Source organism: Nocardia sp. NPDC004718, assembly GCF_053601535.1.
Genome location: NZ_JBSGCA010000017.1, coordinates 113,396 through 135,157, shown reverse-complemented (window position 1 = coordinate 135,157; position 21,762 = coordinate 113,396). Strand labels below are relative to the sequence as shown.

17 protein-coding genes are annotated in these 21,762 nt (G+C 67.5%); all 17 read left to right on the top strand.

The window, feature by feature from the left end; all coding sequences use genetic code 11:
- The first annotated feature begins 100 nt into the window (after window positions 1–100).
- The 17 genes from ACWEH3_RS15790 (at window position 101) to eccE (ending at window position 21,747) form a co-directional block, all read left to right on the top strand.
- On the top strand, window positions 101–1,048 hold the full coding sequence (locus tag ACWEH3_RS15790; RefSeq protein WP_450018470.1) for a C40 family peptidase: 948 nt from the start codon (window positions 101–103) through the stop codon (window positions 1,046–1,048).
- A gap of 27 nt (window positions 1,049–1,075) precedes the next feature.
- Window positions 1,076–2,740, top strand: a complete 1,665-nt coding sequence (locus ACWEH3_RS15785; protein WP_450018468.1) for a WXG100-like domain-containing protein — start codon at window positions 1,076–1,078, stop codon at window positions 2,738–2,740.
- A 523-nt stretch (window positions 2,741–3,263) separates the two neighbouring features.
- Entirely contained in the window at window positions 3,264–5,024 is a 1,761-nt protein-coding gene (eccA, locus tag ACWEH3_RS15780) for a type VII secretion AAA-ATPase EccA (RefSeq protein ID WP_450018466.1), read from the top strand.
- Between the two features lie 105 nt (window positions 5,025–5,129).
- On the top strand, window positions 5,130–6,683 hold the full coding sequence (gene eccB / locus ACWEH3_RS15775; protein ID WP_450018464.1) for a type VII secretion protein EccB: 1,554 nt from the start codon (window positions 5,130–5,132) through the stop codon (window positions 6,681–6,683).
- 59 nt (window positions 6,684–6,742) lie between these two features.
- The gene (eccCa, locus tag ACWEH3_RS15770; protein ID WP_450018462.1) at window positions 6,743–10,684 is read left to right on the top strand and encodes a type VII secretion protein EccCa; all 3,942 of its coding nucleotides are present in this window, start codon (window positions 6,743–6,745) and stop codon (window positions 10,682–10,684) included.
- 75 nt (window positions 10,685–10,759) lie between these two features.
- Window positions 10,760–11,011 carry a hypothetical protein gene (locus tag ACWEH3_RS15765; protein WP_450018460.1) on the top strand — a complete coding sequence of 84 codons (252 nt, stop codon included), beginning with the start codon at window positions 10,760–10,762 and terminating at the stop codon, window positions 11,009–11,011.
- Window positions 11,012–11,045: 34 nt separating this feature from the next.
- On the top strand, window positions 11,046–11,417 hold the full coding sequence (locus ACWEH3_RS15760) for a hypothetical protein (protein WP_450018458.1): 372 nt from the start codon (window positions 11,046–11,048) through the stop codon (window positions 11,415–11,417).
- Window positions 11,418–11,427: 10 nt separating this feature from the next.
- A complete protein-coding gene (locus ACWEH3_RS15755; RefSeq protein ID WP_450018456.1) occupies window positions 11,428–11,568 on the top strand; it encodes a hypothetical protein in 141 nt (46 codons plus the stop codon).
- Window positions 11,569–11,630: 62 nt separating this feature from the next.
- Window positions 11,631–12,041: a hypothetical protein gene (locus ACWEH3_RS15750; RefSeq protein ID WP_450018454.1), complete on the top strand. Its 411-nt coding sequence runs from the start codon at window positions 11,631–11,633 to the stop codon at window positions 12,039–12,041.
- Between the two features lie 42 nt (window positions 12,042–12,083).
- Complete coding sequence (locus tag ACWEH3_RS15745) at window positions 12,084–12,383, top strand: hypothetical protein (protein WP_450018452.1); 300 nt, start codon at window positions 12,084–12,086, stop codon at window positions 12,381–12,383.
- 553 nt (window positions 12,384–12,936) lie between these two features.
- On the top strand, window positions 12,937–13,248 hold the full coding sequence (locus tag ACWEH3_RS15740; RefSeq protein WP_364431854.1) for a PE domain-containing protein: 312 nt from the start codon (window positions 12,937–12,939) through the stop codon (window positions 13,246–13,248).
- Between the two features lie 30 nt (window positions 13,249–13,278).
- Window positions 13,279–14,640, top strand: a complete 1,362-nt coding sequence (locus ACWEH3_RS15735) for a PPE domain-containing protein (RefSeq protein ID WP_450018449.1) — start codon at window positions 13,279–13,281, stop codon at window positions 14,638–14,640.
- 59 nt (window positions 14,641–14,699) lie between these two features.
- Window positions 14,700–15,530, top strand: coding sequence for an ESX secretion-associated protein EspG (locus tag ACWEH3_RS15730; RefSeq protein WP_450018447.1), 831 nt, complete (start codon window positions 14,700–14,702; stop codon window positions 15,528–15,530).
- Window positions 15,531–15,564: 34 nt separating this feature from the next.
- Entirely contained in the window at window positions 15,565–17,157 is a 1,593-nt protein-coding gene (locus ACWEH3_RS15725; protein WP_450018445.1) for an AAA family ATPase, read from the top strand.
- Window positions 17,154–18,677, top strand: a complete 1,524-nt coding sequence (eccD, locus tag ACWEH3_RS15720; RefSeq protein ID WP_450018443.1) for a type VII secretion integral membrane protein EccD — start codon at window positions 17,154–17,156, stop codon at window positions 18,675–18,677. Before ACWEH3_RS15725 ends, eccD begins: the two co-directional genes overlap by 4 nt.
- Window positions 18,677–20,032 (top strand): type VII secretion-associated serine protease mycosin, encoded by a 1,356-nt coding sequence (mycP, locus tag ACWEH3_RS15715; RefSeq protein WP_450018441.1) that lies wholly within the window; start codon window positions 18,677–18,679, stop codon window positions 20,030–20,032. Before eccD ends, mycP begins: the two co-directional genes overlap by 1 nt.
- On the top strand, window positions 20,029–21,747 hold the full coding sequence (eccE, locus tag ACWEH3_RS15710; RefSeq protein ID WP_450018439.1) for a type VII secretion protein EccE: 1,719 nt from the start codon (window positions 20,029–20,031) through the stop codon (window positions 21,745–21,747). The genes mycP and eccE overlap by 4 nt, the downstream gene beginning before the upstream one ends.
- Window positions 21,748–21,762: the final 15 nt, after the last annotated feature.

Sequence of the window (21,762 nt, the reverse complement as noted above, 5' to 3'; positions counted from 1 at the left end):
ACCCACCCAGGAATGGGAATACGGCCGAATCGGTTCGGGGGACACAATATTTGGGAGCGTGTGAGAGGCGGTCGGTGATGAGCGATGGCGAGTCGGTCGAATGGCACCGGCACTGACGAACGACCTGGACCGAGTGCTCCGATCGCTGCTCGCGCTCTACGGCGACGGCCAGCCCGCCGGCCAGGCGGCGACCACGAACCAAGCGATCGCCGCCGACCTGGGTGCCCATTCCGGCGTGGCGGCGCGTTGGTACGGCGAGGCGCAGGGCATGCAGTTGTCGATCGCGGAATCGCACGCAAGCAAGGACGGCATCGTCCAGAAGGCCGTGGGCGAGTCCGGTGACGGAACGGTCAACAGCCGCGGTCGTCTGACCAATCAGATCGCGGATCTCCAGAGCCGGATACAGGCGATCGCCGCGGTGGGCGACACCCGCTTCAGCGGTCCCGCGCTGCTGGATGCAGCGCAGACCACCATCTCGAATGCCACCAAGCAGGTCGACGCCGATGTCGCCGTCGCGCGTCAGCAGGCCGCGCAGATCATGCCGCCCGCGACGCCGGTGACCCGGCAGGCCGGGCGCGGCGCGGCGCCTCGGCGGCGGCGGCGGACGCGTTCCAGGTCCAGGTCCTCGTCTCGGTTGCGTCGCAGCGGCATGGTGCCCTCCGACGGGACGACCGGCAGCAACGCGGTACTGGCCGCCAGTAACTGGCTCGGCACCCCGTATGTCTGGGGTGGCGGCGGCGCGGGTGGTCCGAGCGGCGGCGGATTCGACTGCTCGGGCCTTACGCAGTACGCCGTCGCCCAGGCCAGCCACGGGGAAGTGGTGTTGCCGCGCACCACACACGAGCAGATCTACAGCGGGGTCCGGGTGCATCCCGAGGATGTGCGTCCCGGTGACCTGGTGTTCCCTGCCAGGTCGTTCAGCACGAGAGGGCCCGAGCACGTGCAGCTGGCCGCGGGCAACGGGATGGTCATCGAAGCGCCCTACACGGGTTCGACGGTGAAATGGTCACGTATGCCGAGCGAAGCCGTCGTCGTGCGGGTGCTGTGAGCCGGTGACCGCGGAGGAGAACGCAGCGTGGCCATAAACATCCCCAGCGAGGTCGCGCTGTTCCTCAACATCTGCGGCATCCCCTACCCGGACATCAACGAGGACGATGTGCGTGCCCTCGCCGGGCATGTCCGGACCTTCGCCGAGCAAGTGCGGGATACGCACGACTCGGCGACCGGCGTGATAAAGCAGATGGGCTCCTTCTACTCTGGCGAGTCCTACCAGCAGCTGGTCGCCACCTGGGCGGGCATGAGTGCTACCCACATGCGACAACTCGACAGCGCCTGCAAGCTCGTGGGGCAGGCCCTCGAAGTGGCGGCGACAGTGATCACCGCGGTGAAGATCGCCGTATTTGCCGAACTCGCCGCCCTGGCCGCGACCTACGCATCGATCATGGTCACGCCGCCGCTGGCTCCGTCCGCGCCGCTGGTCGCCGCAGCAGCACGCCGCCTGTGCGAGGAGATGGTGCAGTACCTGGTCGGCTACATCGTCGCCGAGGTCGTCGGCAAAGCCATCGAACCGCTCGAGCAGGCCATCGACGACATGGTCAACGGGATCGTGTACGACGCCACCCGCAACGCCCTCGACGTCCCTTCGTCGAGCGGAGCCACCCGGTTGGAAATCGACCCCGACGCGGTGCAGCATTTCGCGAAGGTGCTCGATGATCACGCCGACGACATCATGCGGCACGCGGCGACATTCGCCGAGAACGTCGCGGAACTCGACTTCACGACGTCGACGCCATTCGACGATGTTGCGCAGCACACCGCGACGGACACCCCCACACCGCACGGTCCTGCCCCGGCAGCGCGGGAATTCCCTGTCGCGCGCGACGCACAGCCCGGGTCACGCTTCGCTCCGGCTGCACAGGGGAACATTGGTCTCGACGGACACCGCACCGACAACGTGCGAGTCCCCGTCGCGATGCGCGATGCCACGAACGCGATCGGTAACGGGGACCGGCCGGTCGACCGGAACGGATCCGAAGGCCGCGCGGGTAATCCGGTCCAGGCCGGCGACCGGTCGGCCGCACCTGCCGGTGCGGACCCACGTGATCCGGCCGCGGATCCCGCGAGGAAATCACCGGTATCCGCCGCCGCGCGCGACGGCGTGGATTCGGAGGTGGCGCAGCGATCCGCCGGGCTCGAGACCCCCCGTGCGATCTCCGCGCAAGCGGATGCCGTGCCGGTCGCCGCTCGTGATGCGGTGCCCGAGGTTCCGGCGCGCTCGACGCCGGACGCCGATGTGCACCGGCTCGGCTTGGCATCCGACGCGGTTGCGCCCGCCGGCCAGCTGTCCGTAGCGGACAGGTCCGCGGTCGAGAGTCCCGTCGTGGGAGATTCGCCGAGTATTCCGCCCATCACCCAGCAGGGCTCCGCTGCGGCGTCCACCCCTTGGGGGCGTGCCGTGGCGCAGTCGGGCCCGTCGAATCCCGCACCGCCGAAGCCCGAACCTCCGGTGAAGGCCACTTCGAAAGTCCGTCGGCCCGCGGTGACACCGTGGACCAAGACCCGTCGTACTCGGGACGTTCCGGCCGTGGTGCACGCTCCGTCCGCGCGACCGCCGCTGCGTTTGGTCCGGGAGAAGGGGGCCGAAGCGGGCGTCGACAGTGTCCATCTCGCCGACTCGGCGGTGGCTCCGTCGCGGGTGACGTCGTCCGATCGCGTGGATCCGCCGGGGGCGCGCGACTGAGCGGACGATCGATGGCACAAGAAAACCCATTCCCAAGCACGGGAATGGGTTGCTGAGTCGAAGTGGCGGCAGTGGTAGACGTACACACACCGTGCTACCGGCCTGCGCACCCCCGCAACGGCCGGTGGCCTGCCGGTGCCACCGGCCGTTGCTTTGGGTTCAGACCGTCAGGATGAGGGACTGACGATCTGTGTTCAGACAGTACCCTCTGCTGTCGGAACGTTCAATAGTGTGCACCTAAATAGCGGCAAGAAATTTGGCCAGAGCCTGTGACCTGCTGTGCGGCGGCTGGAGGAACCGGATCGCGGCTGGCCAGCCGCCGCCTAAGGGGTCGTCTGCAGGCGGATGTTTGCCGACCCAGAGGTAAACATACCGTTAACTGATGGCACGTTCAAAATTGGCATGCCTTGGCCGGGCGACCGCCATGCTGCGGCCTTCCCATTATTGGGAAGCCGTCGAGTCCTGGGCGTGACCGCCGGAATCTATCGTTCGATGAGGCTAGATCGGCGGAAGGGAAGTCCGAGTGTCAGCGGCCGAGGACGCGTTCTACACGGGTGTTCAGAATCTTGGGTTGGTCGCCGGTGGCGTGCGCAACGAACAGCACGCGGCGGCAGCGTTTCGGGCTGCCACGGACCTCGACCCGGACATGTGCGATGCCTGGCTCGGGCGCGCCATGGCGGGGGAGGTCACCTCTGAGGTGATCTATGGCGCCTATCGTTCGGTGCACAACCTCTACCGCGATCAACAACGGGCGGGTCTGGTCGATCGCGCCCTGTGGTGCCAGGTCGAGATCGGCATGTACGGCCTGCGCGTCGCGATGGCCGACCGCGACCAAATCGCCATCGCGCAGGCATGCTCGTATGCCGAAGGCGGTGAATGGCAGGAGGCCGCGGCGATTCTCGACGAGGTTCCGCGCGACGACGTATCCGATTTCGTGCGTATGTCGCTGTACTTCCGGACGAAGCAATGGCCGGATGTGCTCGCCCTGCGCAGCGCGCGGCCGGTACTGGAAGACGGTCTGCTGGACATCGCCGCGGAGTTGATGACCGCGCAGTCGTTGGCGCATCTGGGTCGCTTCGGCGAGGCCATGCCGCGCGCGCAGCGGATCGTGGAGGACAGCTCCTCGGGCAGTCTGTCCTACATCTGGGCCGACGCGCACTTCTTGCTCGGCATGCTGATGCGGCATAACGGCGATCACGAAGCCGCCGACAAGGTCCTCAAAGGACTGCAGGGCTCGGCGCTGTGGCCCGAGCGCGAGGAATGGCAGCGCGCGGTTCGGGACAAGGCGTACCGATTCGAGGTCGCCACCGCGGAACTCATCGCTTCCCGCACCAACAAGTGGGATCCGAAGACGGGTGACGATCCGCGCGAGGCGGCCGCCACCGCGGCGCGTGCGGAGCGTGAGAGTCTTCTCGCGGAGGCCTCCGATCTGCTGCAGGCGCAGATCGGCATGGACTCGGTCAAGGAACAGGTCGACCGGCTCAAGTCCGGCGTGCTGATGGACCAGGTGCGCGCCAAGCGCGGGCTCGCGGTCGATTCCAAGTCGCAGCATTTGATCTTCTCGGGGCCACCCGGCACCGGTAAGACGACCATCGCACGCGTGATCGCCAAGATCTTCGCCGGCCTGGGCGTCGTGGAGAACGCCGATGTCATCGAGGTCTCCCGCAACGACATGGTCGGCACCCACCTGGGCCACACGGCCCCCAAGACCAACGCGCTGATCGACACGGCGCTCGGCGGTGTGCTGTTCATCGACGAGGCGTACACGCTGATCCAGGAAGGTCTGTCCGGCGGCGACGCGTTCGGCAAAGAAGCGGTCGACACGTTGCTGGCCCGGATGGAGAACGATCGCGACAAACTCGTCGTGATCATCGCGGGATACGAGGACCAGATCGACCGGTTCCTCGCATCCAACGACGGCCTGGCGTCCCGTTTCACCAAGCGCATCCGTTTCGCCAGCTACGGGGCCGACGAGCTGGTGCAGATCGCCGAACACATCGCGCGGAAGAAGGACTCGATCCTCTCCGAGCAAGCGCGCGAAGTGCTGCGGCTGCGGTGTGAGGAGTTGGCGGGGCAGACCAAGAACGGCAGGCGACTGATCGATCTGGCCGGCAACGGCCGTTTCGTGCGCAACGTGGTCGAGGCCGCCGAAGCCGAGCGCGACTATCGCTTCACCAGGGAGAACGCCGATATCGCCGCGATGACCGACCAGGAGCTGATGACGATCGACGCGTTCGATGTCACCGCGGCGCTGGAGGGTTTGGCGCCGAGCACGCGGGTGTGAGGCGTCCGCTGATCCACTATTCCCGACGCTGGGAATAGTGGTCGTATTCATGCCGTAACCGCTGGTTACGGTGTGGTGGCAGGGCGGCGGAAGGAACGAGAACCGGTGGCGCGCTTCCGGGTTGTGACCAAACACCAGATTTCCGGCTGGCGCTTTCTGCTGCGCCGGATCGAGCACGCGCTGGTCCGTCGCGACGCGTCGATGATCGATGACCCGCAGCGCGGTCGCTCGACCGCGCTGACCGTCGGCATCGCGCTCGCGTGCGTGATCATCGCGGGCGCTGCCGTGCTGGCGTTCTTCAAGCCCGCCAAGAAGGTGGGGGACTCGAAGATCATCGCGGAGAAGGACACCGGCGCGCTGTTCGTGCGCGTGAACAACCGGCTGTTCCCGGCGCTGAATCTGACGTCGGCCCGGTTGATCGTCGGGTCCCCCGACAAGCCGGTGCAGGTCTCCCGGGACGAGCTGTCCAAATATCCCCGCGGGCCGTGGGTCGGCATTCCTGGTGCGCCCGGCAGCATCGTCGACACCGGCGAGAGGGACTCGTCGTGGACGGTGTGCGACACGGCGCGAACGGGTGCGGCGGCGCCGGTCAACCCCGCGACCGGTCTGCCGACCGTGAGTCGCTCCGCGGTGCGCACGACGGCGATCGGCGGCCCGCTCACCCTGGACGGCGACACCAATCGCGCACTGGGCGACGGTGAGGCCCGTTTGCTGCGTGACGACACCACGACCTGGTTGGTGTACGGCGACGCCGAGAAAGGCGTGGTGCGCGCCGCGATCGATCTCGCGACGACCGCGGTGGCCATGGCGCTCGGCATCGATTCGACCGCTCCGGTGATGGCGGCGTCCAAAGGCTTGGTCAACGCTATTCCCGAGGCTCCTCCGTTGCGGGTGCCCGACGTACCGGGTAAGGGCGAGTCGGTCACGCTGAACAATGGATTCACCACTCCGGTCGGGTCGGTGCTCACCGTATCTACGCCGGACCAAGGAGTTTCGTACTACCTCGTCTCACAGTCGGGGTTGGTGCGGGTCAGCTCGGTGCTGGCGGCGATGGTGCGCAACGCCGACTCGCAAGGCGCGGTGTCCACTCGCACCGTCGGCCCCGACGTGATCGCGGCGAACCTGCGCCCCGGGCAGTGGCCGGGCACCGCCACCTACCCGACCCGTCCCATTCGCTTGGTCGACCCGGAGCGGTCCGGCGTGACCTGCTTGCACTGGTCGCGCTCGGGAAACGATCCGAACGCGGCCACCGAGCTGCTGGTGGGGAGACAGTTGCCGCTGACGAAGGATGAACAGGGTCGCGCCGTGGACTTGGTGACCTCCGCCGCCTCACGCGGCACCACCGCGGATGCTGCCTACCTGCCCAGGGACACCGGCCGTTTCGTGCAGGTGACCGGAACCGAGCCGGGATCACCGTTGCGGGAATCGCTCTACTGGGTCTCCGACAGCGGCGTGCGCTACGGCCTCATCACCGAGCCGAACAGCGCTGGCGGCGATCCCACCTTGACGTCGCTCGCCCTGCGTGCCCCGGTCCCGGCGCCGTGGAGCATCATCTCGCTCTTCGCAGTCGGACCCGCCCTGTCCCAGAAGGAAGCTCGCATCCAACACGACGGAATTCCGAACAACAAGATCGTTGCCGGGCTCGGGGGAACACAGTGACCAGCACGCGCCGATTCGTCCGGCCTGCACGGATGGTGCGCGGTCCCAAAGCGCCTGCCGTGACCGAGTTGCGGCTGCAACCGCCGACCGAGCTGCCCAAACCGGTTCCGCCTTCGCGGCTGCGGATGATCATGCCCGTGGTCATGGTGGCGGCCATGTGCGGCATGATGGTGATGATGTTCCGCGGCGGCGGAGCCGTGAACCCGATGACGCTGATGTTTCCGGCCATGATGCTCGTGTCGATGTTCGGCATGATGGGCGGCGCGCTCGGCGGCAACTCCAGCGGCGGCGCCGCGAGCCTGAACGAGGAACGCAAAGACTACCTGCGCAGCATTACCGACAACCGGAAGACGGTGCACGCGGCGGAAGCCGAGCTGTATGCCTTCCTGCGGTACACCCACCCTGGTCCTGACGAGATCGCCCGGTTGATCGGCGGCAAGCGGATGTGGGAGGTGCAGGTCGCGAGTCCGCAGTTCCTGCGGGTGCGGGTCGGCCGCGGGCGCATCGCCAACCAGGTGCGCGTGATCGTCCCCGAAGCCGCGCCCACGTCCGATCTGGACCCGGTCGGCGTCGTCGAGCTGACCCGCTTCGCCAAGGCCTATTCCACGGTCGGCGGTATGCCGGTCGCGATCAATCTGCTGTCGGCGCCGCAGGTGGGCATCGATGGCGACCCGCGCTTGGTGTCCGGGCTGGTCCGCGCGATGATCGCCGAGGTGGTAGTGCTGCACGGACCGGACCAGGTGGCGGTCGCGGCGGTGCTGTCCGACCCGGACGCGCCGGAATGGTCCTGGCTGAAATGGCTGCCGCACACCCAGCATCCGAACGAAACCGACGCCATCGGCTCCAGCCGGATGGTCTACCGCACCGTCGCCGAACTGCGCACCAAGGTGCTCGCCGGACTCAATCGCGGTCCGTTCTCGGCGAATTCGCAGCCCACCTTGGATCGCACGCACTTCCTGCTGCTCGTCGACGTCGCCGGGCCCGCGAGCGACCGTGACATCTCCGGCATCGACGGCTGCACCTGGTTGCGGCTGGGCGCCACCGAACAGAATCTGCCCCGCGCCCTGCGTTTCACCGTGAGTGACGACCGGTCGCTCAACGAAGTAACCGTCCGCGGTCTGCGTCGCGTCGGCGTCGCCGACACGCTGTCGGTGGCGGCGATGACCAGGATGGCGCGCAGTATCTCGCCGTACCGGCTGTCCACAGTGGTGGAGGCGGTGGCCGCCGAGCAAGCCAGCGGCGGCACCTCCTGGGAGGAAATGGTCGGTCTGCCCGATCCGGGCGCGGTGCGCATCGATCTGCAGTGGCCCCGGCGCCGAGACGCGGACCGCTCGCGGTTGAACATCCCCTTTGGGCACGATCCGGCGGGCGGTGTGGTCTATCTCGACATCAAGGAGTCCGCCGAGGAAGGCATGGGCCCGCACGGCATGTGCATCGGCGCGACCGGCTCCGGCAAATCGGAATTCCTGCGCACCCTGGTTCTCTCGGCAATCGCGACGCACTCCCCGGACGTGCTGAACTTGTTGCTGGTCGACTTCAAGGGTGGCGCCACCTTCCTCGGCTTCGACCGTCTCTCCCATGTCACCGCCGTCGTGACGAACATGGAGGAGGAAGCCGATCTCGTCACCCGTATGGAAGACGTGATCAACGGCGAAATGGCCCGCAGGCAACGTATTCTGCGCGATGCGGGCAACTTCGCCAGCGTGGCGGACTACGAACGAGTGCGCGAGCAAGGCGCGGACCTGCCCCCCATGCCCACGCTGCTGATCATTCTCGACGAGTTCGCCGAACTGCTCGAACAGCATCCTGGCTTCTCCAAACTGTTCGTGGCCATCGGCCGGCTCGGTCGATCGCTGCGCATCCACCTGTTGCTCGCCTCGCAGAAGGTGCCTGCCAACCGGATGGGCGAACTCGAGGCCCATTTGTCGTACCGGGTGGCGCTGCGCACCAACCAGACCAGCGACTCGCGCGACGCCATCGGCACCGCCGACGCCTATCACTTGCCGAAGAAGCCCGGCGCCGGTTACCTCCGCGTCGGCGCAGGCGATCTGCAACGGTTCCAAGCCGCGTATGTCGGTGAGCCCTACACCGCGCCGGTGCAGAACTCCACGGCCAACGCACAGCGGGTGCGGCGTGCCGGGGGCGGATATCGGCCGCCGCAGCGTTTCACCGCGGCGCATATTGCCGACGCGCGTCCGGCCTCGATCGCCGCGCCGCAGCCGGTCGCGCCGACGCCCGCGTTGGAAGGCGAGCCGGTGACCATCATGGAGACCGTGCTGCAGCAATTCGCCGGCCACGGCAGGCCCGCGCACAAGATGTGGCTGCCGCCGCTCGGCACGCCGCCCACCCTTGACAAGCTCGTCGGTGCCGTTCCCCGAGGCGCGCTGCAGCTTCCGCTGGCGATCGTGGACAAGCCACGCCAGCAGCGCCAGGACGTGTGGTCGGTCGATCTGTCCAGCGCGGGCGGCCACGTGGCCGTGGTCGGTGGCCCGCAGTCGGGGAAGTCGACCGCGCTGCAGACCCTGGTCGTATCGGCCGCCATGACCCACACGCCCGAACAGGTGCAGTTCTATTGCCTGGACTTCTCGGGCGGCCTGTCCGGTCTTCGCGCCGTGCCGCATGTCGGTTCCGTGGCCTCCGCACGTGACACCGACCGTATTCGACGGACTTTCGCGTTGATCAACAACTTGATCGCCATGCGGCAGACGCTGTTCACCGAACTCGGCATCGATTCGATGCGTGAGTTTCGGCGTCGCCGCGGCTCCGCCGCCGAGTCCGCGCGGTTGACCGCGGCCGGCGATGTCCACGGGGATGTGTTCATCGTCGTCGACGGTTGGGACATCGGATTCGCGACGAATGGGCCCTTCTACGACGAGTACATGCCCACGATGGAATCCATTGCGGTACAGGGCCTCAATTACGGTATCCATCTTGTCATCAGCAGTTCGCGGTGGGCGGCGATCCGGCCACAGATCAAGGACATGGTGCAGACCCGCCTGGAAATGCGGTTGGGTGACCTGACCGATACGGTGTTCACCGGGCAGCGGAGTGTCGTGGCGGCCATCCCGCCGAATCGGCCGGGCCGGTGTATTTCCTCTGAAGGATTGCACATGCTCACCGCACTGCCACGTGCGGACGGGAATGGCGATGCCGAGTCGGTTGCTGCCGGACTGACCGCCGTTGCCGACCAATTGCGGCGGACACACGACGGTCGTACGGCACCGGAAGTAAGGTTGCTGCCGAGCCAGGTCTCGCTGAGCGAGGTTCTCGCGCGTATCCCCGAGCCGACCGATCTCGCGCAGCGACTGGTCGTGCCGTTCGGTGTCCGGGAATCCGACCTCGGTCCCGCTGTGCACGACTTCGGCGTATCTACGCATCTGGTCGTGCTGGGCTCGTCGGGCTCCGGAAAGTCGACGGTGGTATCGGCACTACTGGAGTCCATCCGCACCCGTTTCACCAAGGATCAGGCGCGGGTGTTGCTGATCGATTACCGACGCCAGCATATGGAAGCCTTGCCCGGCGACCAGTTGGTCGGCTATCTGACCAGCGCTCGGGATCTCAGCGAGAATCTGCCGCCGTTCGTCGCCAAGATGAGAAGCAGGCGTCCGCCGGACAATGTGACACCGCAACAGCTCAGGGATCGTTCGTGGTGGAGCGGGCCGGAAATCTTCGTCGTCATCGATGACTACCACATGGTTGTCCAACGCGGACAGCTCAATCCGCTCGATCCCTTGCGGGAGCTCATGATCGATGGCCGCGATACCGGGCTGCATGTCATCGCGGCCCGGAATATCGCCCAAGCCGATTCCGCGATGTACGACAGCGTTCTCGGGCAGATCAAGAACCTCAACTGCTCCGGCATCATCCTCGATGGGTCGAGGCTGGACGGCATGCTCATCGGTGACGTGAAGCCCACCAAACAGCCGGTGGGAAGGGGAATCTTCGTGGAGCCGCTGCATTCCCGCAAGGACTTGGTCCAAGCCGCGTGGACGCCGGAGTGAACGCGCCGCACGGCCGAGGTTCCTTTGTCCCCCAAGGTTGGGAATAGCTTAGCGTTCTTGGTGTACCGCTCGAGTGTGAGTGGCACCGATCGATTGGAGGCTTCGATGGTTCCAGTGCCAGTTCCTACCGAACAACTTCCCGTGATCAGTGCCCGACTCGGTGCCGCGAAGCCGACGCTGTGGGTGACTCGCATCGACAGCAATGCCGGTATCGCCGAACCGAATCCGTACCACAACGCTTCTGTCTCGGTCGGAATTCACTATGAGACCGCCGATTCGGTCTGCGACGCTCTCGTCAGCCGTAGCGCCGCCGCTGTCGGCAGTTGACCGACCGTGTAGCCCGGTAGAGAGAGGGCGAGTCATGCCGTTCGACGTGTACGTCGCCGAGGGGACGCAGGCGAATCGGATCCTCCCCAGCTGCCCCGGAGCAGCGTCGTTGGTTGCCGTGTCGGCCGCCCGCGCCGGCATCGACGAGGCATCGATTCTCGCCATGGGCGTAATGGTGGAGCGTGCGCTGTCGTCGGCCGGTTCAACGGCCGATTCGGGTGTCGGTGATCGCGGGCCGGATGCGTTGGGCCAGGACGTCGTCTCTGGAGCCGCACCGTACGCGCAGGCAACCGATGGCGTCCGGTACTCGTGCCGCCTGCCGGGGTGTCAGTGTCCCGGCCCCTCGGACGCGGTGTTTCAGGAAGGAGGACAAGGGCAGGCCTGGGAAGGACTCCATACCAGGTGAACAGCTCGACGTGCCGGTGCTGGAGCGACCGCCGGCGATCGGCGTCATCGAATGCGACGAGGACGACACCCCGGAGGACACGACTGCGAATGCGGTGCTCATGGGGGTGCTCGACAGCTTCGGTACGCGAGGCGGGAACCGCCGACCATGAGGCTTCTCGGTAGGCGTGCCGAGCGGCAAAAACACATTTTTCGAAAGGAATGGCAAGGAGCCATGAGTTTTACCACTGAAATCGACCACGATACCTTGAGTAAGGCCCGAGTGCAGTTCGCCACTATTCTGGGCGAGTTCGAGTCGGCCGGGCAAGCATTGTCCGGAGTGCAGCATCAGTTCCCTGCCGCCGTGGAGGGTGAGATCGGCACTGCTATCTACAACGCGGTCGGCAATACGTACGAGCACATCAAGAGCTTGTGCAACATGTTGCAGACCCGCATCATGGATCCGATGGACGCGGCCAGGATCCAGGCCGATGCGGAGGGTATGGATCGGGCGGGTGAGATCGCGCGGCTGGGTAACGACGGCGTGACCGACGTCGGAAACGCCTCTGGCACATGGGCCAACAATCATATGGAGAACACCTCCGCCATCGGCCAGGATCAGTCGAAGATCGACCTCAATTTCTGACGGCCACGAAACCCGATACAGCTCTAGAAAGGTTTGAGGACAATGGGCAGAATTAAGAACGTCTACGGGCAGGTGGATGGACTCACCGCCGATACCGAACAAATCATCGGCCGCATTCGCGAACAGATCATTCCGGATGTCAAGAAGCGCTGGGATGAGACGCTGGCAACCTTCCAAGGTGACGGCGCCAACGCCTTCTCGGACATCACTCGGGATTTTCACTCCAGGCTGGGTGCGCTCGAGGCTGCCATGGCGCACCTGAACGGAAAGGTGACCAAGATTTCCGGCAGTGGTGGCGATGTGCAGACACTGGATCACCGGCTTTCGGGCCTGTTCACGTAGTCGTCGGGCCGACGCGGTCCCGTCCGCCACCCAGGGCCTCGACGGGCGAGTCGCCTGACGCTCGTGGTGGGAGAGTTGGAAGCCGAACCGATCTCCATGGATATGGCTGTCGATGCCGTCCTTGTTCTCCGGAACATGGATGGCATCGACTTCTTTCTGCCGGCCCCCGCTCTTGTGTCGAACATCCCGATACCGTCGACCAGGGCCCGGTGCATACCGTTGTGACCGGATGAAACGAGGAGCCGGTACTGCCGAGGGCTACCGTGTACATCCGGTTGCCGAACGTCGGCCGCAGTGCCTGTGCCGGCAAACGGTCGCGTAGACGCTGCCGACATGAGGTGCGTGAACGTCGTCGCACAGAGCGGCCGCCGACCGGGCGGCCCGGTTCAGCCCTGAACCTCTTCGGGCTGGATCGGGTGCGGTCCGAGTGGGCACCGCGGCCCGCAAGACCCCACGTGCAGCCCCATTTTCACGGCATTCCCATCGCTGGGAATGCCTTAGCGTTTTCGATGTACTACTCGCAAAGAGTGGTGCCGGTCGTTAGGAGACTTCCATGTATCTCGCTGTTGATCCGGATCATCTCCCGGTTATCGCTTCCCAGCTCGGCGTCAGCGCGGAGGACTTGATGTTGATGCTCGGTGCGGCCGCGCCCGTCGCTGTCCCGTTTCCGCCGGGTCTCGACGACGTGAGCGCACTCATTCCCGCCGCATGCGGCAAGCAAGCAGGGTTGTTCTTTCCCACCACGGCGAACGGAGTCGCCATGGGAAGCGAAGGTGCGGTTGCCCTGCCGGAGGTCGGTGTCGCCTTCGCCGCCGGCGACATGGTCGGTGGTACCCAGGTGGACATCGCGTCAGCGGCAATCTAGGCCTGGATAGCCCGAGCGAAAGCTGATGAGATGCTTGCTGTCGTATTCGGCGCGTTGGCACCGGAGGCGATCATCGCCCCGCTGCTCGCCGGCGATGGGGTCACCACGACGCGGTTGACCGCGAATGCCTACCGGGCTATGGCCATGCAATTGAATGCCGCCGCGGCCAACACCGACAGCTCGATGCTCCAGATGGGCGGGACCTTTCAAGCGCTCACCTCCCAGCAGGCGCAGGCGGCGTTCCGTAAACACGCGGCATGGATGCGTGAGCAGGCCGCGGTGGCGGAGACGACCGGCGAGTTGCTGGACCGAGCGGCTGACATCTGCTCTGCGGCGAAGGCCGCCATGGCGGCAGTCGCCGCCAAGGTCGCCCAGGTCCGGTTGCAGGAGGGAATCGCGCTTGCCGGAGGCATGGGCCCGTTGAGCGGGCCGGCGATCGTGGAAGCCGAGGCCGAATTGCTCGCGCTCAGAGGCGCCGCCCTCGGGGTGATGGCCGCTTACGCCGGGGCGCTGGTGCCCACGCTCGCCGCACTGCCGCCACCGGTCCAGGCGCCGCCTATCGTGACTGGCGGCGCGGGGCCGGACCCGCAGACGCAATTCCTGTCATACGACAACCCGGCCAACCGTACCGAAATCGGTCCAACTCAGACACATACGTCGTCTACCTCGTCGACGAGCGAGAGGTTGACCGGATCGGATAACGGTGGGTCCGAATCGGCTGGCGACAAGACCCCCACCGATACGACCCAACCCACGGATACCACTCGACCCACCGATCCGACTCAGCCGACGGATCCGACACAGCCGACGGATCCGGCGAACCCGGGCACCAATCCCGAGCAGTTGGCGAATGCGGATCCCAGTGGTTGGTCCGGCGATTCGGGAGCGAACGGCGCAGGAGACGGGGCCGCGGACCAGTCCTGGCTCTACGGCACATCGCAGAACTCGCCGACATTGGCCGGATTGAGTGGTGGTGCCGGTAGTCTCGTCGCGCTGAATATGGCTCGTGGTGGCCTCGGATCGATGCCGGGCGCTGCGACCGGGTTCCGGATGCCTGCCAACTGGAGTCCGGGAGCGGGAAGGGCATTCGGCGCCATACCGCAGCAAGCGGCGTCCGGACCGATGGCCCGGAAAGGGCCGCCCCGCGGCGCGGTCGCGCCCAAGGCGCGGATGCGACGACGCCGCGACGACGAGAAGAAGCCGTCGAAGGTGTTCGTACCGGGCGAACCGCAGGAAGTTCCGGTGCTCGAGCAAGCCCCTGTCATCGGGGTGATCGAGTACGAGGATCGTGATGGCCGGGACGAGCCGGCGTTCGAGCCCGTACTGGCGGTCGGCGTCATCGAACGAAACGAAGACGAAGAGGTGCTCGCCTCCGCAGAACCTCCCCGGTGAAGCACGCCGAAGTCGGGTATCCAGTCGAGGAAGATGATCACAATGCATTCGGGGAAGGTGTGGAAGACGATCCAGTAGCAATCGACCTGAATGTCGATGCCGCCCTGCTGTTACAGCATTTGGTCGGCATCGATTCCTATCCGCCGGTATTGGCGCTGCTGCCGAATATCTACCGCATCGAGGATCGGGATCGGGTGCATGCCGCAGTCGCCGCGCAGCTCACCGAAGTGGGCGTGCTCGAGGACGGTCGCGTGCACCCGATGGTCGAGTATTGGCTCACATGTCTGTACCGCCCGGATGTGGAAATGGATGTCCGGATCTTGGATACCGGGTTGGATGGCGAGTCGAAGGGAATGCTGCGAATGTCGCTGGTGCGCGCGGGCGAGACCCATGTGCTCGCGGTGCGCTCCGACGACCACGTCGTCATTCAGTCGGTGTTCCAGCAGGACCGCCAGCTCGACACCTTGTCGGCCGCTGTCGCGTCCGCGCTCGGTCCGGCGCAGGCGTTGCGGTTCGAGTCGATCGCCGCGCCCGTCGAGCAATTCGGCGAGATTCCCGACGACCAGGACGAACGGCGGCGTGCTCTGGTGGAACTCGGTGCGGAACCGCATGCCGCCGCGGTGCTGAGCCGGGTTCTGGACGAGGTGGTCCGACGGGCGGAGGTGGTGATCATCGAGCACCATGACGGGAGCTCGGCGCAGCCCGAATTCAGTGTGAACGTGCTGGATACGCTGTCGGGGCGAGTCATCGTGACGCCGAGCGTCGCGATGGACGGACAGAAGTGGGCGAGATATGCGCCGGGTGATGACGCGGCATTGCGGTCGGGTATCGGGGCGCTGGTCGACCTGCTGCCCGGCCGAAGTTGGTTCGACACCAGCAGACTGAACTGAACGTCGGACCGTGTTTGTCGAGAGGACGACGGAAATGAACCGAGCACCGAGCATCAACGGTCATTCGGCCGAGTCCGCGCGCGCTCGCGGTGGTTACGACGCGTACTTCGCACCGACGAACGAGCTGAGCGACGCGGCCGTCGCACCCGGCCCCGCCCCCGAGACCCGGCAGGACGCCGAGAACCCCACCCTCGTCGACCCCGTGATCGGCGCGCCGCGTGAGCCACGGCCGCCCGCCGGGGAATCCGATCCACGCTCCACACAGGCGATGGTGACGCCGCCGACTGGCGCGAGCACGCTGCCTCCGCAAATGAATGCGCAGGCAAGCGCGCCGCCGCCCCAGACGAATGTCCCGCCCGCGCAGGCGAGTACACCACCACCGCAGGCCAATTCCGCTCCGCCGCAGGCGGGCGCGCCTTCGCCGGATTACTCAGCGCCGCCTGCGGCCGCGCCGAGAGCAGCGCAACAGTATTCGGCACAGCAGCGGTCCGCCGAGCAGTACCGGGCCGAGCAGCAGTCCGCCACGCCGTCCCAAGCGATCGCGCGCACCGACGCCGCATCCGCGAATCAGGAGTGGTCGTCCGGCTCGGCGACCCCCTGGGTCCCCCAGCGCGTCGACCGCACCGCCTATGAGCCGACGCCGCGGATCGAGGTGCTGCCCGCCGCGCTCAGTTCGATCGAACTGCTCGCCGACATCTCCGCCGCGAAACGCGCGCAGCTGCGCTCCTCCTCCGGAATGCGGGGCGCGCTGAACAAAGTCGGTTTCAACCTCGGGCTCTCGCCCGCCGAGCAGCGTGCCGAGGACCGCAAAGCGCGAATCCGGACCCAGCTGACCACGACCTATCAGATCGCGGTGATCAGCGTGAAGGGCGGCGTCGGCCGCACCACCACCGCGGCGACGCTCGGGTCGACCTTCGCGGGCCTGCGCCCGGACCGGGTGGTCGCGATCGACGCGAACCCGGACTTCGGCGACCTCTCGACCCGCACCTGCAGGCACCCGTACGGCCTGACCCTGCGCGATTTGGCGCAATCCCAGAATCTCGACGCGTTCTCCGCGGTGCAGTCGTTCACCTCGATCAACTCCTCCGACCTCGCGGTGATCGCCTCCCCATGGTCCACCGAGGCCACCGAGGCGTTGTCGGGCCGCGAGTACAGCACCGCCGTGGAAGTGCTGCGCAAGCACTTCAATCTGCTGGTGGTCGACTGTGGGACCGGTGTGCTGGATTCGGTCACGTCGACGGTGTTGCAGACCAGCGACGCCGTCGTGGTCGTCACTCCGGCTACCGTCGGCGGCGTGACCGGCGCGGTGGCCACCCTGAACTGGCTGAGTTCTCACGGCCTGCAACATTTGATCGCGAAGTCGATCGTCGGCATCGTGCACCACCAGCCGCTGAAGCCGACCGTCGACGTGGACGCGATCGAGAAGTTGTTCGAGACCGCGCAGCGCCCCACCTGTGTGCTGCCCTACGACGCGCACTTGGCCGAGGGCGGCGAGATCGACCTGCGGCTGTTGGAGAAGGAGACCGTGCTCGCGTTCGAAGAGCTGGCCGCCTGGCTGGCCGATGGATTCCCTGGGTACCTCTCCAGCGGCGCCGACAACTCCGGTGACCGCGGAGGGTGGCGATGAGTACTGCCGTCGCGCCCGCGCCTGCCGGGACGCAGCCGTCGGCGGAGGTCGCACGGGCTCGGATCGCCGTGATGATTTCCACGTATCAGGTCGATGTGGTGGTGCCGACCAAGTTCACCATCGAGACGTTCATCGATGACCTGCTGGTCGTGCTGGCCTCGGCGATCGACGACGAGAGCGTCGATTTCACTCCGCCTCGAGGGCAGTGGAGCCTGGCCCGCCCGGGCGAGCCGCCGATTCCGCGCTGGCGCAGCCTCGCCGACCACGACGTCACCGACGGCACGGTGCTGATGCTGGCGGTGGTCGAGTCGGCGGAGGTGTTCACGCCGGTGGTGGAGGACATCACCGACGCCCTCGCTCTGATCAACGAGCGCGAGTTCGCCGAATTCGACGCGAACACCGCCGCGATCGTCGGTCTGGCCGTGCTCGGGATCGGGGCCTCGGCGGTGGCCGCCATGCTGGCCTGGTCGTGGACCATGACCGGGTCGACCCTGTGGTGCGGCCTGCCCGCCCTGCTGCTCGGTGGGCTGTGCTGGGCGGGCGCCGCGCTGTCGCGCAGGCGCAACGCTCCGGCGATGATCACCCTCGGCGCGACGCTGGCGGCGACGCCGCTGCTGTTCGCCGGAGGGGCGATGCTGGTGCCGCCCGCCTACGACCAGCCGGGGCCGTTCGCCGCGGCCAATCTGGCGGCCGGGGCCGTGGTCGCCGCGGTGGCCGCCGCCACCATGATGCGGTTGAGCAGGATGGGCATCGCGACCCTGATGGCGGTCACGGTGCTCGGCGTCGCGCTGACCATCGCGGCCCTGCCGTTGACCTACGTGGATCTGTCCGTCGGGCAGGTCGCGGGCGGCGTGGCGTTCGTCGGGATCGTGCTGCTGACCACGGCGCCGCGCTTGGCCGTGGTCATCGCGCGCATCCGGCCGCCGGATCTGCCCGACCCCGGCAACGAGGTCTCGCCGACGACGCTGACCGACATCTTCGACGCGGAGACGGTGCGCGAAGGGGACGAGCACACCGCGGTCGGCGAACGGCAGCGCACCGCAGAAGAGGCCGGTATCGAGGGCCGCGCCCGACTCGCGGTGACCAGTCTGCGCGGCCTGATCGCCGCGATCTCCACGGTGCTCGCGCTTTCCGCGGTGATCTCGGCAGCGGTCAGCCCCGGTGGGATCCGCGAGATCGTCATGGGCACCGCCATCGGCGGCCTGCTGGCGATGCGCGCTCGCTGGCACCCCGACCGCGTCCAGGCGATCGCGCTGATCGCCGGGTCCGTGGTCACCGTGTGCGGAGTCGGATTCATCGAGGTGGGCGCCTACGAGACGCCGGCCGCGCGTCTCGTGGTCGGACTCGTGGTGGCGTTGGCGGCGCTGGCGGCGTGTGTCGCCGCGCTCCGGCTGCCGGGGAAGCGGCTGTCCCCGGTCACCCGGCGTGTCATCGATCTGGTGGAGTACGCGCTGATCCTGGTGGTTCCGGTGCTCGCCTTCTGGATCATGGGCGTCTACACCGCTATGCGAGGAATCTGATGAAGGTCGGCAGTGCCGCGGTCGCGGTTCTCGCCGGGGTGATGCTGGTGATCACCGCCGCCCCCGCTGTGGCGCTGGAGCCGCCGCAGGTCGTGGTCGGCGCGCCGCCCGCGGACGACCCGCCGGGACCCGAAGAGCCGATGAAGCAGCAGAAGGGCTGCCTGGCCGCGGGCGCGCTGCCCGACAGCGACCTCAGCCGCACTCCGCCGGCGGAACTGGCGCTGGATCTGCGCCGCGCCAAGGCGCTCAGCCGGGGCGCCGGCGTGACCGTCGCCGTCATCGACACAGGTGTGCAGCCGCACCCGCGCCTGCCCAACTTGGTGGGCGGTGGCGACTATCTCGCCGCGGGTGGCGACGGGCTGTCCGACTGCGACGCACATGGCACGCTGGTCGCGGGAATCATCGGGGCCACCTCCGATCCCGCGGACGGATTCTCCGGTGTGGCGCCGGACGCGCGGATCATCTCCCTCCGCACCCGTTCCGGCGCGTTCAGTCCCGAACACCCGAGTTCTGATCCGAGCCAGCGGACCGCCGTCGAGATCCGGACGCTGGCCCGGGCGATCACTCGCGCCGCGAACCAAGGCGCCGGTGTCATCACCGTGTCCCTGCCGATCTGCCTGCCAGTGGACGCGCAGCCGGATCAGTCCATGCTGTCGGCGGCCATCGGCTATGCCGTCCACGTGCGCGGCGCGCTCATCGTGACCGGCGCGGGCAACGCGGGCGGCGGCGGTTGCACGCAGAACCCGGACATCGACCCGACACGCCCCGCTGACGCGCGCAACTGGCGCGACGTGAAGACGATCTCCACACCAGGGTGGTTCGGCGCCGACGTGCTCACGGTCGGTTTCACCACCGCGACCGGCGCGCCCATGCCGGAGTCGCTCACCGGACCGTGGGTTTCGGTCGCCGCGCCGGGCACCGGCATCGAATCGCTCGGCCCGGGCGGCGGTGGCCTGATCAACGGCGTCGGCGAACCGGACAAGCTCGTGCCCGTGGGCGGCGCGTCGTTCGCCGCGGCCTACGTCAGCGGTGTGGCTGCCCTGTTGCGCTCGCGCTTCCCCAATGAGACCCCGCGCGAGATCGCCTCCCGCCTGCAAGCCAGCGCGCACGCCCCGGCACGCGGAATCGACAACATGGTGGGCGCGGGCATGGTCGATCCGCTCGCGGCCCTGAGCTACCGCACACCGCCGCAGCAACCCGCGGGCCTGTTCCAGTCCTCGGAACTGCCGATGCCTCCTCCGCCGCGGGCGAAGGACCTGCGTCCCGCGATCACCGCGACCGTCGTCATCCTCGCCGCCGTACTGCTGGGCCTGGCCGGTAGCCACCTGAATTCCGCGATGCGGAGGCGCCGGTGAGCTTTCCGAGCGTACGGGTCGCCGGCGTCGAGCGGGGTCCGTTCGCCGCCTTCGTGGTCGTCGGCAGCCCGCTCCTGGTCGGGCTGTCGGCCAAGACGCCGTGGTGGGTGAGCGCGGTGGTGGTCACCGTCCTGGTCGCGACGGTGACCGTCCGGGTGAACGGGCGGACCGGTATGCGCTGGTTGCTGGACTGGGTGGCCTACCGCACCGGCCGGACCGCGCGGGCGCGCGAACGCACACAGGCCGCGCGCATTCGCGACGTGCAGGTCGCCGCGGGTGTCTGCGGCGTCAACGAGGCGGGCGACACGCTGATCGCGATGATCCAGCTCGCGCCGAACCTGGATCTGCCCACCGTCATCGCCGAGCGAACCCTCTACACCGAGGACACGATCCCGGTCGACCTGCTGCTTCCCATGCTGGACCACTTCGGCATCGCGGTCGACATCGACATCGTCACGACCGGTCAGCGGGTCCGCTCCAGCGGTAGCTACAGCATGCTCTACGACCAGCTGATCGGCTCCCACCCGGTGGTGGGGGACCGGCTGACCTGGCTCGTGGTCCGGCTCGATCAGGAACGCAACCTGGCGGCGCTGAGCAAGCGCGGGCCGTGCTCGGTGGTCGCCCCCAAAGCGCTGGCCAGCGCCACACATCGAATCGCGGGCCGTCTGCGCGAGCGGGGTATCGCGGCGCACGCGCTGCCGGCCGCCGCGCTGCGGGACGCGACGCGCCTGCTGCACGCGGGAATCGAGCTCTCCGACCTCCAGGAAACGTGGAGCAATCTACAGACGTCGGTGCCAGGCCGGTCCGTGACCAGCTTCCTGATCGACTGGTCCCGGTTGGGCGGGGTGGGCCTGGACGACTGCTGGACCTGGAACCGCGGTCGCACCACCCTGGTGGTGAGCCTGACCTCCGACACTGACGGTCCACGCGCCCTGGTCCGGTTCATCGGCCCGGCTGTCACCACCGAACCGCCGGACTACCTGCGGCTATTGGGCGGCGACCAGTCGACGGCCCTGCTGGCATCGTTGCCCACCGGCGACTCGATCCGAGCCTTGCGCGGCTTCGAGTCCGGCGCCGACATCGCGCCGGAGGACATCGCCGCCGAACTGGCCGTCGCGATCGGCCCGAACGGCCAGATCCTCGGCGCGATCAGCGGGCAGCCGCGCCACACCCTGGCGTTGCCGCTGTTCGACCCGGCCCGGTTCAACCCGCGCAGGCGCACCATCGACGTCCATGCCAAGCTGCCCGTCGCCCAGCAGATCATCCTGCGGGCGATGGTGGTCGGCGCGGACGTGGAGATCCATTCGGCGCGGCCGGACAGCTGGCGTCAACTGGTTACCGCGGTCGGCGACCCGCGCTCGATGCGCTTGGCCGACCCGGGCGACGGTCACGGCGCAGCAAACGCGGAGGCGGAGACTCCGGCCACCATCGCGGTCTTCGACCACCTGCCGCCGCGTGCGTCCAGCGCGCACACGACGGTCACCATCAGCGAGCCCGGCGGTCCGCGCAGACGCGCTGTCGATCTCGCGATCAACCAGGTCAGCGCGACCGCGGTGGACGTGAGCATTCCGATGCGCACGGTGCGGGTTGACCTCATCGAGCCGAGAGGCGAAACCCGATATTTCGATACTGTCGACGGCCCGCCCGCGCATCCCGCGGGGGCATCCGGACCCGTGGTTGCACCTCCGCAACCCGGTGGCCGTCGCGTGAGCTGATGGGAGCGGTCGGTT